Source organism: Flavobacterium macrobrachii (genome assembly GCF_014486675.1).
Lineage (GTDB): Bacteria > Bacteroidota > Bacteroidia > Flavobacteriales > Flavobacteriaceae > Flavobacterium > Flavobacterium macrobrachii.
The window spans coordinates 1-11,956 of the sequence record NZ_JACTAC010000082.1; the positions used below are offsets into that span (position 1 = coordinate 1).

General features: G+C 31.8%; 12 protein-coding genes. 6 read left to right on the plus strand and 6 right to left on the minus strand.

Translation table 11 applies throughout. The annotated features are described in order from the left end of the window. Positions 1–19 precede the first annotated feature (19 nt). On the minus strand, positions 20–424 hold the full coding sequence (locus tag IAI56_RS13880; protein ID WP_187658438.1) for a DUF2721 domain-containing protein: 405 nt from the start codon (positions 422–424) through the stop codon (positions 20–22). 114 nt (positions 425–538) lie between these two features. After that, complete coding sequence (htpG, locus tag IAI56_RS13885) at positions 539–2,422, minus strand: molecular chaperone HtpG (protein ID WP_187658439.1); 1,884 nt, start codon at positions 2,420–2,422, stop codon at positions 539–541. A 174-nt stretch (positions 2,423–2,596) separates the two neighbouring features. Between htpG and IAI56_RS13890 the strand changes: the two genes are divergently transcribed. From IAI56_RS13890 to IAI56_RS13905, 4 genes are all read left to right on the plus strand, one after another. Continuing rightward, positions 2,597–3,070, plus strand: a complete 474-nt coding sequence (locus IAI56_RS13890) for a lipocalin family protein (RefSeq protein ID WP_187658440.1) — start codon at positions 2,597–2,599, stop codon at positions 3,068–3,070. 5 nt (positions 3,071–3,075) lie between these two features. Beyond that, the gene (locus IAI56_RS13895; protein WP_187658441.1) at positions 3,076–3,771 is read left to right on the plus strand and encodes a YiaD family glycine zipper/OmpA-like lipoprotein; all 696 of its coding nucleotides are present in this window, start codon (positions 3,076–3,078) and stop codon (positions 3,769–3,771) included. 147 nt (positions 3,772–3,918) lie between these two features. Next, on the plus strand, positions 3,919–4,590 hold the full coding sequence (locus IAI56_RS13900) for a TetR family transcriptional regulator C-terminal domain-containing protein (RefSeq protein WP_187658442.1): 672 nt from the start codon (positions 3,919–3,921) through the stop codon (positions 4,588–4,590). Further along, on the plus strand, positions 4,590–5,900 hold the full coding sequence (locus tag IAI56_RS13905) for an ABC1 kinase family protein (protein WP_187658443.1): 1,311 nt from the start codon (positions 4,590–4,592) through the stop codon (positions 5,898–5,900). Before IAI56_RS13900 ends, IAI56_RS13905 begins: the two co-directional genes overlap by 1 nt. 76 nt (positions 5,901–5,976) lie before the next feature. On the opposite strand, the gene IAI56_RS13910 is transcribed toward IAI56_RS13905, so the two are convergent. After that, on the minus strand, positions 5,977–7,776 hold the full coding sequence (locus IAI56_RS13910) for a hypothetical protein (RefSeq protein WP_187658444.1): 1,800 nt from the start codon (positions 7,774–7,776) through the stop codon (positions 5,977–5,979). 156 nt (positions 7,777–7,932) lie between these two features. Here IAI56_RS13910 and IAI56_RS13915 point away from each other — a divergent pair, with 156 nt between their 5' ends. Then, positions 7,933–8,856: an ABC transporter ATP-binding protein gene (locus IAI56_RS13915; protein WP_187658445.1), complete on the plus strand. Its 924-nt coding sequence runs from the start codon at positions 7,933–7,935 to the stop codon at positions 8,854–8,856. Between the two features lie 6 nt (positions 8,857–8,862). Here IAI56_RS13915 and IAI56_RS13920 read toward each other — a convergent pair whose 3' ends face one another. Next, the gene (locus tag IAI56_RS13920; RefSeq protein WP_187658446.1) at positions 8,863–9,075 is read right to left on the minus strand and encodes a helix-turn-helix domain-containing protein; all 213 of its coding nucleotides are present in this window, start codon (positions 9,073–9,075) and stop codon (positions 8,863–8,865) included. A gap of 3 nt (positions 9,076–9,078) precedes the next feature. Then, the gene (locus IAI56_RS13925; protein WP_187658447.1) at positions 9,079–9,621 is read right to left on the minus strand and encodes a DUF2975 domain-containing protein; all 543 of its coding nucleotides are present in this window, start codon (positions 9,619–9,621) and stop codon (positions 9,079–9,081) included. Positions 9,622–10,363: 742 nt separating this feature from the next. Between IAI56_RS13925 and IAI56_RS13930 the strand changes: the two genes are divergently transcribed. Beyond that, complete coding sequence (locus tag IAI56_RS13930; protein ID WP_187658448.1) at positions 10,364–11,044, plus strand: hypothetical protein; 681 nt, start codon at positions 10,364–10,366, stop codon at positions 11,042–11,044. A gap of 125 nt (positions 11,045–11,169) precedes the next feature. Here the strand turns inward: IAI56_RS13930 and IAI56_RS13935 are convergent. Next, positions 11,170–11,956, minus strand: a 787-nt coding sequence (locus IAI56_RS13935) for an alpha/beta hydrolase family protein (RefSeq protein WP_187658449.1), incomplete at its 5' end; no start/stop codon positions are given.

Below are 11,956 nucleotides of genomic sequence, written 5' to 3' on the forward strand. Positions count from 1 at the left end.
CTCACAAAACTTGTGAGGTTTATTTTTTCATTTCTTCTTCTTCCAAATCACTCAAATGATGACGCAAAGCTGTTACTGAAATGCTAATTTCCCAAAAAGAAATTCCTAATGATGTTAGTAAACAAAGTAAACTGGCTGCAAAAAGGTAAATTCCTGCGGTTTGTTGCCCTAGAAAAAGCAATAACATCGCAAATACCGAAAGAAACAAACACAACACACCAAAAAGTTGCATGTATCGAATTAATGATAATCTTAGATTTAAGTTTCTAATTTGCAGTAAAATACTTTTCGTGTGTTTTTCATCATAATGGGTTTTCAAACTGCGAACGATTTGTGCAATCGTCAAAAACCGGTTGGTATAGGCTAATAAAATCAGTGATGTTGCAGAGAAAAGTAATGCCGGAGTTTCTATGGATAATGTCATTTTAAAAAATGTAAAACTTTAGTTTATTGAATTACGAAGGTCGGGAATTTTTAATAAAAAGAAACCTGTAAACTTTAGTTTACAGGTTTCTATTCAATTGTAACTAATCATTGGTTACTTAATCAGTTCAAAACTTCTTTTTACGAAAGCGGTTAATTCTTCTCCTTTAAGTAATCCTTGAGATATTTTTGCCAAATCCAAAGCTTGTTTCACCAAACTTTCTTGTGCTGATTTCTCAGAATTTAAAATAGTGGTTGCTAATTCGGAGTTGGTGTTTACAACCAAATTATACATTTCTGGGAAATTACCCATTCCGAACATTCCGCCTCCGCCAGTTTGGCTCATTTCTTTCATTCTTCGCATGAATTCTGGCTGCGTAATGATAAATGGCGAAGCGTTGCTATCCATCGGTTCCAATTGAACTGAATAGGTTGTTTTTGGAACAATTTCTTCTAAAACAGTTTTCAGTTGTGTTGATTCTTCTTCCGATAATTTAGAAATTTGAGTTTCTTCTTTCTGAATTAATTTATCAATATGATCTGAATCTACACGAGTAAAGGTTAGGTTTTCGTTATCAGCTTCCAATTTTTGAATTAAATGTGAAACGATTGGCGAGTCTAAAAGCAATACTTCGTATCCTTTTTCTTTGGCAATTTCAATGTAACTGTGTTGCGCATCTTTGTTAGAAGCATAGAGAACAACCAATTTTCCGTTTTTATCGGTTTGATTTGCAGTAATTGCATCTTTCAATTCGGCTAAGGTGTAATATTTGTTATCAACCGTTGGATACAAAACAAAATCACCAGCTTTTTCATAGAATTTTGGCTCGGATAACATTCCATATTCTAAAACGATTTTAATATCGTTCCATTTTTGTTCAAAATCTTCGCGGTTTTCGTTGAAAAGCGATTTCAATTTATCGGCAACTTTTCGAGTGATATAATTTGAAATTTTCTTCACATTTCCATCGGCTTGAAGATACGAACGCGAAACATTCAACGGAATATCTGGCGAATCGATAACACCTTTAAGCATTCCAAGAAATTCTGGAACAATTCCTTCTACATTATCGGTTACAAAAACCTGATTTTGGTACAATTGAATTTTGTCTTTTTGAAGTTGTAAATCGCCTGACATTTTTGGGAAATACAAAATTCCTGTCAAGTTAAACGGATAATCTACATTCAAATGAATGTTGAACAACGGTTCTTCAAATTGCATTGGATACAACTCTCTGTAGAAGTTTTTATAATCTTCATCGGTTAAATCAACAGGTTGTTTTGTCCACGCTGGATTTGGGTTATTAATAATGTTGTCAATGTCTATGTATTCTGTTTTGTAATCTTCTGGCGCATCATCAGGTTTTGGTAATGCTTCTTTTTTGGTTCCAAATTTAATCGGAACAGGCATGAACTTATTGTATTTAGTCAACAATTCACGGATTTTGAATTCTTCTAAAAAGTCTAAAGAATCTTCGGCAATGTGAAGAATGATTTCGGTTCCTCTTTCGGTTTTGTCATGAGCAACTAAAGTAAATTCTGGACTTCCGTCACATGTCCAATGTGCTGCAGGTTCGTCTTTGAACGATTTGGTAATAATCTCTACTTTTTCTGCCACCATAAATGCAGAGTAAAATCCTAAACCAAAATGACCAATAATTCCTGAATCTTTGGCAGAATCTTTATATTTTTCTAAAAATTCTTCAGCACCCGAAAAAGCTACTTGGTTGATGTACTTTTCAACTTCATCAGCTGTCATACCCAAACCTTGATCGATGATATGAAGTTTTTTACCTTCTTTGTCAATTTTTACTTCAATAATTGGGTTGCCATATTCCACTTTTGCTTCACCAATAGAAGTAAGGTGTTTTAATTTTAAAGTAGCGTCAGTTGCATTGGAAACTAGTTCGCGCAAGAAAATTTCGTGGTCGCTGTATAAAAACTTCTTGATTAGCGGAAAGATGTTTTCAACTGATACATTAATTTTTCCTGTTGTCATATTATTAAATTTTGTTGTTATAAAGTTTTAAATTCTCAACATGCAAATGTGATACCAAATTATAGAATGTGACAAAATGACGTAGAATTAATTCTATAACAAAATAGAATTATTATGTAATATGTGTCCAAAAAATGTTATTATCTTTGTTTCATTAATTAATTATTACACCATATGAAAAAGATTATTTTGATTTTAGTTTTTTCGGTATTTTTACTTAGTTGCAAATCGAAATCTGCAACAAATAACAAGGTTGATAATAAAACAGAAAGAGTAATCAAGGGAAATTGGCAAATTACAGCTGTAAATTATCCAGGTTCAGATGTTATAAAAGTTACATCGTTTGACTTAGCCGATTCAAAATGTTTTATTGGAAGTAATTGGAAGTTTGTTTCTAATAATAACAAAGGAAATTTTGCATTGAATAGTTCAAGTTGTACTTCATATTCAACACCGATTACTTGGTTTATAAATAAAGAAGGTCAATTTGTAATGAAGATTTTGGATGAAGCAAAGGCTAAGAAAGTAAAATCGGGTTATGTTTTGAATGTAGCAAACGTAACTGAAACAAGTTTCCAATTAGTTGACAAGATTAATGTAGGAGGAAAATTAACAGATGTTGTTTATCAATTTGAAAAATTAAATTAAGAAATATGAAAAAGTTTAGTGTAATTGTTTTAGGAGGTTTAATGTTGTTCTCAACAGTATTTACTAGTTGTGAAGCGGTAAAAAATACCAATAATACGCAACGTGGTGCAGCAATTGGTGCAGCTGGTGGAGCTATTCTTGGAGCAGTTTTAGGCAACAATTTAGGAAAAGGCGGAAACGGAGCAATGGGTGCAGTTCTTGGTGGAGTTGTCGGTGGAGTTGCTGGTGGCGTTATTGGTAACAAAATGGATAAACAAGCGCGCGAAATTGAAACAGCTTTGCCTGGTGCTGAGGTTGAAAGAGTAGGAGAAGGAATTAAATTAGTTTTAGGAGAAAATGCGGTTCGTTTTGATACTAATAAATCAACACTTACAGCTACTGCAAAAGCAAATTTGGATAAATTAGTTCCTGTATTTAATCAATATCCTGATACTAATATTCAAATTTATGGATATACTGATAGTACTGGCGCAGCGGATTATAATTTGAAACTTTCAGACCAAAGAGCTGCATCTGTAAAAGCTTATTTGGCTAGCAAAGGTTTAGCTGCAACTCGTTTTGTAACAACTGGTTTAGGAATTGCTGATCCAATTGCTACCAATGATACTCCAGAAGGAAGAAGTAAAAACCGTAGAGTAGAATTTGCTATTACTGCAAACGAAAAAATGGTTCAAGATGCTCAAAAAGAAGCAGGTAAATAATTTATTCTATTTAATTCTATATAAAAAAAGCTATCCATTTTTTGGGTAGCTTTTTTTTTGAAAGAACTTTAACAAAACTTTTTGTTTAATTATTTGTTTGTTTTGTTAAACAATTAGTAACTTTACATAGTATTTAAAACCAATAAAATGGCAACAGTTAAAAAAACAAGTTCTAAGAAAGAAATAATAGATGATGTGATTATTATGAATCATTTCATGATAGATGTTTTAGAAAACAATGAAGAGCCAAAGAATATCTATACTTTTTGTAACAAACACAATTTAGATGAAAGTCAATTTTATTCTTTTTTTGGTTCATTCGAATCATTAAAAGAATCTATATGGTCGAAGTTTTTTGAAAATGCATCTGCAGCGATGTCTAAAGATCCAAAAATTGAAAGTTATTCTAATAAAGAAAAACTACTGACTTTGTATTTTACTTTGTTTGAAATCTTAACATTGAATAGGACTTATGTGTTGTTCTATTTAAAAGAAAACAAAGAAGGAATGAAAAATTTGAAAAGCTTAAAACAATTCAGAAACCATTTCAAAGAATATATCGTAAGTATAATTAACTCTAATGAGACAATGGTTTCAGGAAGAATTAATAAAGTTACGGAACCTGTTTTTTCAGAAGGAGCATGGATACAGTTTTTATTTTTATTAAAATTTTGGATTGATGATACGTCTAAAAGTTTTGAAAAAACAGATGTCTTGATTGAGAAATCGGTTAATACTGTTGTTGATTTATTAGATACAAAACAATTAGAGAATTTATTTGATTTGGGTAAATTTTTTTGGAAAGAAAAATTTAATTAATGAAAACATTAGACAAAATTCCAACAGGTAAAATTGAAAGAGCAACCCAATTAGTCAAAACAGGCTTTAAAGTTGGAGGAAATTATGTGGCTTACTATGGTGAGAAAATCATCAATCCTTCTTTGACAAAAGAAAAATTGAACGAAGAAAACGCTGAAGATATTTATGACGGATTAAAGAATTTAAAAGGCAGTGCGTTAAAAGTAGCTCAAATGTTGAGTATGGACAAAAGTATCATGCCACAAGCTTATGTAGAGAAATTTTCGCTTTCGCAGTTTTCGGTTCCTCCGTTATCGGCACCATTGGTTAGAAAAACGTTTAAAAAATATTTAGGAAAATATCCTGAAGAAATTTATGATACGTTCACTCAGGATGCTGTAAATGCAGCAAGTATAGGTCAGGTACACAAAGCGTCAATAAACGGAGAAAATTTTGCTGTAAAAATTCAATATCCTGGAGTTGCTGAAAGTATTAGTTCTGATTTGGCTTTGGTAAAACCATTTGCAACCCGAATGTTTAATTTGAAAGGCAAGGATTCAGAGAAATACTTTAAAGAAGTTGAAAATAAATTACTCGAAGAAACCGATTATGTTTTGGAACTTAAACAAAGTATAGAAGTTTCGGAGAAATGTGGAAAAATTGAAAATTTGCGTTTTCCAAAGTATTTTCCAGACTATTCGTCAGAAAAAATCCTAACGATGGAATGGATTGAAGGTGAACATATTTCGGAGTTTACTGCTTATAATCAAGATAGAGAAATAGGAGATAAAATTGGTCAAGCATTATGGGATTTTTATATGTATCAAATGCATTATTTGAAACAGGTTCACGCCGATCCACATCCGGGAAATTTTTTAATTGATAAAAATGATAAGTTGGTTGCCATAGATTTTGGCTGTATTAAACAAGTTCCAGAGGATTTTTATGTGCCATATTTTGAATTAGCAAAACCAGAAGTTATTAATAATCCAGAGCTTTTTAATAAGAAGTTATACGAATTAGAGATTTTACGCCACGATGATACAAAAGAAGAAATAATTTATTTTACCAAAATATTCCATGATTTATTGAGTTTGTTTACAAAACCTTTCCATGGCGAGTTTTTTGACTTTTCGGATGAAGATTTTTTTGGAAAAATTGCTCAAATGGGCGAAGAATTTTCAAAAGATACTCAGCTTAGAAAAATGAATGGAAATCGAGGTTCAAAACATTTTCTGTACATTAACAGAACTTTCTTCGGATTGTATAATTTGCTTCATGATTTAAAAGCGAGAATCCAAACGACATCATTCAAAGAATATATAGATTAAAAATTAAGATTTATTGGTTAGGTTGACAAGGGCGAAAAACTCCATTATTGGAATTTCGCTCTTGTCTTTTTTAGTATTATCTAATTTGTTCAATTTCAAAAATTGTTTTTCCTGAGAAACCATCAATTTCAACTCCAGTTTGATAATTTTCAATAAAAACTTCTACATAATCTCCAATATTCAATTGAACTAAACAGTTTACTGCTCGGTCTACAGCACCATTACCAAAATGATTTGCTGAAGTTTGTTGGTAAAAATTTCCATTTACTCTAATTCCAATAGAATAGAACTGATTATTACTTTGGTTGTTTGTATGAAATACGGCATTAACTCTGTAAAAACCAGCTTTAGTTGCTGTAAAGCGATTGGTTGTAGTATCAAATTCATTACTTGTGTCAAATACTTCACTATTGAATGTTGCTTTTTGCCATCCAGTAGTTGTTAAAGCTTGGTTAGCAGATAAATTCACTCTTACTAAAGATAAGGTGTTTAATGGGTTTTGAACCCAACTCGCATTTCCTGTTGCATCACTTTGTAAAATATAACCATTTGTAGCGCCATTTGTCATTTGAAAATTTGTGGTACTTGTTTTACCATTTACCTCTAGTTTGTTTCCTGCTGCGGGTGTAACATCAATACCAACATTGGTTCCGTCATCATGGATTGTTCCATCAACTAGAGTAGTGGTTGTCGAGTTCCATCTAGGAACTCTATTATTTGTGGTTGACGAAACTTGTGGATCTGTTTCATTAATACTTAAAGAAGTGGTAGAAACCCAGTTGGTTGCTCCTGCACCGTCAGTTTGTAGTACTTGATTTGCTGTTCCTCTTACATTAGGTAAAGCATATCCGTTTACAGTTGCCGGATTATTAACTTGTAAAGTTCCATTAACTCTAACTATGTTATTATCAAATTCGCCATAAATTAAAGCGTTGTTAGCATCTGCATTTGAGTTTTCTATATATAGTTTGTTTGCTCCTGTTTCATTAAATCCAGCTCTATAACCTATCCCAACATTGCCTGTTCCTAACACACTTCTCAATGCTTCATATCCTATAGCTGTATTTTGAATGCCTGTTGCTGTATTCCTTAAAGCGCCAAACCCAACAGCAGTATTACCAATATTGGCTGTGGCTGAACCCGTAAACGAAGTTAAAGCATTTCTCCCTATTGCTGTATTTCCACTTGAAATAATGTTACTGAATAATGCACCAACTCCAACGGCAGTATTTTCATTTCCTGTTGTGTTTTCATAAAGTGATGAATCTCCAATTGATACATTTCTTCTTCCAGATGTATTTTTAGTTAAAGAGTTAGTCCCGAATGCAGAGTTTCTAACTCCAGTTTGGGCACCAAAATTAACTATTGGATTTAATAGAGAATTATCACCAAATGAAGTATTCCCATTGTTATAATTCAATGTACTGTCAAAAGTTCCATCACCAATAAATGCAGCTCTACGGTTGTTTCTTTTAAATACTATATCAACATTATCGGTAGTTCCAAGAAAGTTTGTGCTTGCATTTGTCCCTCCATTTCCTGTTAAACTCCAATCAGAATTTAAACTACTTTGAAATCCTATCCAATTGGTTGTTGCATTGTCCCAATAATAAAATCCAGGTTGTTTGCTTACACTAGAAAAAGTTGCTACTGTAGTCAGATAAATCAGCATGCCTTGTTGAGATGCAGTAGGATTTGTTGCTGGGAAAGCATCTACTTTTGGAATTAAAATTCCGTCTGTATTAGTTGGTGTAGCTTGATTACTTGATCGAATATCCAATTGTGCATTTGGAGTAGTTGTATTAATACCAACTTGTGCTTTTATATTTGAAGTAAAAAAGCAGATAAATAGCAAGTAACAGATTTTCAATTTCATAGCAATAAAAATAAATACATAATATTTTTATGCAAAATTAACCTAAAAAAATAGAAAAGAGTTAGAAAAATGCTGAGATTTGTATAGAATTTTATCTACGATTAACTTTTTTTGTTCTACAAATAATAACCAACTTTGTTTTTTTTTATTTAAAGTATGCTTTCTGTTCAAAACATTACCTTTTCTTACAACAAATTTTCAATACTTGAAGACCTATCTTTTTCATTAGAAAAAGGTAAAACAATGGCAGTTATAGGTGAAAGCGGTTGTGGAAAAAGTACTTTGTTAAAACTCATTTATGGTTTATATGATTTGAATGAAGGTCAAATATTTTGGAATAAAAATGAAGTTCTTGGACCTAAATATCATTTAATTCCTGGGATGGACTACATGAAATATTTAGCTCAAGATTTTGATTTGATGCCCTATATAACCGTTGCAGAAAATGTTGGAAAGTATTTGTCAAATATATATAAGGATAAAAAAAATCAACGTGTATCCGAACTTCTTGAAATTGTAGAAATGACCGAATTTGCTACTGTAAAAGCTCAGTTTTTAAGCGGTGGACAAATGCAACGCGTGGCTTTGGCTAGAGTTTTAGCATTAGAACCCGAAGTTTTACTGCTCGATGAGCCGTTTAGTCATATTGATAATTTCAGGAAAAATAGTTTACGACGAAAACTTTTTGCCTATTTGAAAGAAAAACAAATTACAACGATTATCGCTACTCACGATAGTACCGATGTTTTGTCGTTTGCCGATGAGGTTTTGGTAATGAAAAATGGCAAAATTATCGAAAAAGGCTCGGCTAATTATTTATATGAAAACCCAAAAAATAAATATATCGCTTCTCTTTTTGGCGATGTCAATGAAATTGAAATTGACGGAAAATTACAATTAGTTTATCCTCATCAGTTGGAAATTGTGGAGCAATCAACGGTTGAAGTTGAGGTTTTGCAATCATTTTTTAGAGGCAATCATTTTTTGGTTGAAGCTACATTTCAAAAAAACATTTTGTATTTTGAAAGCCATTCATCGTTAGAAAAAGGAGCAAAGGTGTTTTTGCAAGTAAAAAAGTAGTACTCACTATTTTTTTTCTTTTATATATTCCAAAATATCGCCAGGTTGACAATCCAAAGCTTTGCAAATGGCTTCAAGCGTGCTAAATCGGATGGCTTTTGCTTTTCCTGTTTTTAGAATGGAAAGATTAGAAAGCGTTAAATCTACTTTTTCCGAAAGTTCGTTTAATGACATTTTTCGTTTTGCCATCATCACATCTACGTTTACAATTATTGGCATAACTTAAATGGTTAATTCGTTTTCGTTTTGAAGTTCTATTCCTTTTTTGAAAATTTGAGCAATCACCAAAAGTACAATTCCCATTAACAGCCAAATATCTGCTCCGTCCAGGTGCAATTCTGTAATTTCCGGCATATTTATTCCTTTAGCTTCTAACCATTTCGAATATTTGGCACCCCAATTTGAAAAAATACTAATGAATATAGTGACATACGCAAGGTTGGAGACAAAAGTAAAAAGCGACTGGTTGAAAGGTTTAGAAAAATCAAGTTTGTTGTCGTACAGTATTTTTACAATCAAGTAAAATAATAAGGCTTTCAAGGTAGCTGTTATAAAACCTAAACCTATTTGTGTTAAGAAAAATCCGGAATCATAGTGGTACAATTCCGTCAGTTTGAAATAATCAGCCGCTAACGGATTAAAAGCCATGGTAAACACGGCATTAAAAAGATAACTGCCGGCTTCGATGCACAAACCGATAAAGATAACCCAAGAGATTACTTGCAGTATTTGAAGGATCATTTTTGTGGTGATTCTGATTTCCATTTTTTTACAAATTTAAATTACAGGTCAAAAATAATAAAAATTTATTGATAAACAATAAATAATGTTTTTTTATTAATAATTTTTTGGTAGATAAGAAAAAACAATATTACAGTTACTCCCAATAATTTTTTGTGGATTAAAAATTATTCGTCGTTGTGGTAAAATGATTTGTTGTAGTGAATAAATTATTTTACGGTAACGTAAAATAGCTGGAGGTTAACGTAAAATAGTTTTACGTCAACTAAAAATCATTCGATGATAGATAAAAATTATTCGGCGTTGTGGTAAAATCATTTGTGCTTAACGTAAAATGATTTGTCTTCAACGTAAAATGATTTGTTCACGACGTAAAATTATCTGTTGGCGACGTAAAATAATTTTACGTTGAGGTAAAATTTTTTTCGGATGAATGAAATTATTTTATAGTATTAAAATGAAATAAGGAACACAATTTTTAGTGTTTGGATGAAAAATTTTGTTTTTTTTTCAAAAAAAATTAGGTTGTTTTTTACAATTATTTCTAACAAGAAATAATTTCTCGTCGATTATTATTCTTAGATTTTTTAAAAAGTAGCAATTTTTAATTAGCTGAAATGTAGGGTTTAAGAAGTGGTTTCTTTAAAAAGTGAGTACAATATTATTAAGATTTTACCGTTTTTATTATACATAACCTGAACCGTTTTTGCATGAAGTGAAAAGTACATAAAATTTAAAATAGAATAATAACCTTAATTTTTGATTTATGTATTATTTAAAAAGAAATGACGAACAATTTTCGTTGCAGTTAGATAATTTTGCTAACAAAATAGGGAATTATGCAGAGCTATTTAGCATTTTGCCCGCAGAAGTTTCAAGTATTCAAGCAGACAATGTTTTTTTTGCTTGGACAATTCAAGTGGTAAAAAGGTATGATGAAACCAAGAAAGGTTGGACGAGTTTTAAAAATGGTCTTCGTTTTGGTTTAAATCATATTAATGCTGATCCTATTCCAGACTCAGTGATAACTAGTCCTGTTCCTGATGAAGTAGAAGCGGGTATTCAATTTCGTTTTACCACATTAGTAAACCGTATAAAAGCACATCAAAATTATAGTGTAAGTATTGGGTTAATATTAGGTATAGAGGAGCAAAACTCTAACAGACTTGCTTTAGAGAATGTGCAACCCATTTTAAAAGCAGTTATGCGAGGAGGTTTAGTAAATCTTGATTGGAAAAAAGGAGGTTATGATGGTATTGTTATAGAGAAAGATAGCGGAGCTGGTTTTGTGGTTTTTGATAAAGACATGCGACCAAATTTTATAGATCCAACTCCAATACCACCTGCTAGTCTAAGCACCGTTTGGCGTTATCGAGCGATGTATCTTTATAATGACGGTAGAGTAGGAAATTGGAGTGATATAGTTTCTATTACTGTTGGTGATTGATGTTGTGGAGGATTTGTTTTATATTTATTAGTTTTGAAATGCTTTTTCCTAGGAGTATTTTAATAAAAAAAGACTTTAAAACAATTGTTTTAAAGTCTTTTTGCTTTTTGATAATAACAAGAAATTTAGTTTTTCAAGTATTTATCTAAAAATTGTTCTTGTTCCCATAAAAGGTGAAAAATATTATCTTTTGCGGCATAGCCATGGCTTTCTTTTGGTAATAAAACCATACGAACTGGCGCACCAAGATTTTTCAACGCTTGGAAATAACGCTCTGTTTGTAGCGTGAATGTTCCTGGATTATTATCGGCATCACCATGAACTAAAAGCATTGGTGTTTTCATTTTATCCGCATTCATAAAAGGAGACATGGTGTTATAAACTTCTGGAACATCCCAATAATTTCTTTGTTCGCTTTGGAAACCAAATGGTGTTAATGTTCTGTTATAAGCACCGCTTCGTGCAATTCCACAAGCAAATAGGTTAGAATGTGTTAAAAGGTTTGCCGTCATAAATGCTCCATAAGAATGTCCGCCAATAGCAACTTTTTTACGATTGATGTACCCTAAGTTATCCACAGCATCAATAGCAGCTTCGGCATTTCCAATAAGTTGTGGCATAAAAGTATCGTTTGGTTCTGTTGTTCCTTCGCCTATAATTGGGAATGAAGCATCATCTAGTACAGCATAACCTTTGGTTACCCAATAAACGAATGAACCATAATTTGGAAATGTAAACTCATTTGGATTTTTATTACTTTGTCCAGCGCTATTTTTATCTTTAAATTCTTCTGGATAAGCCCAGATTAGTAAAGGTAATTTCTCTGCTTTTTTAGTTCGGTCATAATTTGCTGGTAAATATAAAGTTCCCGATAATTCCACACCATCTTTTCGTTTATATTTAATTACTTCT

Coding starts and splice junctions, on each gene's coding strand:
- IAI56_RS13915 (WP_187658445.1), top strand. CDS start 7,933: ATGCTTTCTGTTCAAAACATTACCTTTTCTTACAACAAATTTTCAATA.
- IAI56_RS13890 (WP_187658440.1), top strand. CDS start 2,597: ATGAAAAAGATTATTTTGATTTTAGTTTTTTCGGTATTTTTACTTAGT.
- IAI56_RS13905 (WP_187658443.1), top strand. CDS start 4,590: ATGAAAACATTAGACAAAATTCCAACAGGTAAAATTGAAAGAGCAACC.
- IAI56_RS13880 (WP_187658438.1), bottom strand. CDS start 424: ATGACATTATCCATAGAAACTCCGGCATTACTTTTCTCTGCAACATCA.
- IAI56_RS13925 (WP_187658447.1), bottom strand. CDS start 9,621: ATGGAAATCAGAATCACCACAAAAATGATCCTTCAAATACTGCAAGTA.
- IAI56_RS13930 (WP_187658448.1), top strand. CDS start 10,364: ATGTATTATTTAAAAAGAAATGACGAACAATTTTCGTTGCAGTTAGAT.
- IAI56_RS13900 (WP_187658442.1), top strand. CDS start 3,919: ATGGCAACAGTTAAAAAAACAAGTTCTAAGAAAGAAATAATAGATGAT.
- IAI56_RS13895 (WP_187658441.1), top strand. CDS start 3,076: ATGAAAAAGTTTAGTGTAATTGTTTTAGGAGGTTTAATGTTGTTCTCA.
- IAI56_RS13910 (WP_187658444.1), bottom strand. CDS start 7,776: ATGAAATTGAAAATCTGTTACTTGCTATTTATCTGCTTTTTTACTTCA.
- htpG (WP_187658439.1), bottom strand. CDS start 2,422: ATGACAACAGGAAAAATTAATGTATCAGTTGAAAACATCTTTCCGCTA.
- IAI56_RS13920 (WP_187658446.1), bottom strand. CDS start 9,075: ATGCCAATAATTGTAAACGTAGATGTGATGATGGCAAAACGAAAAATG.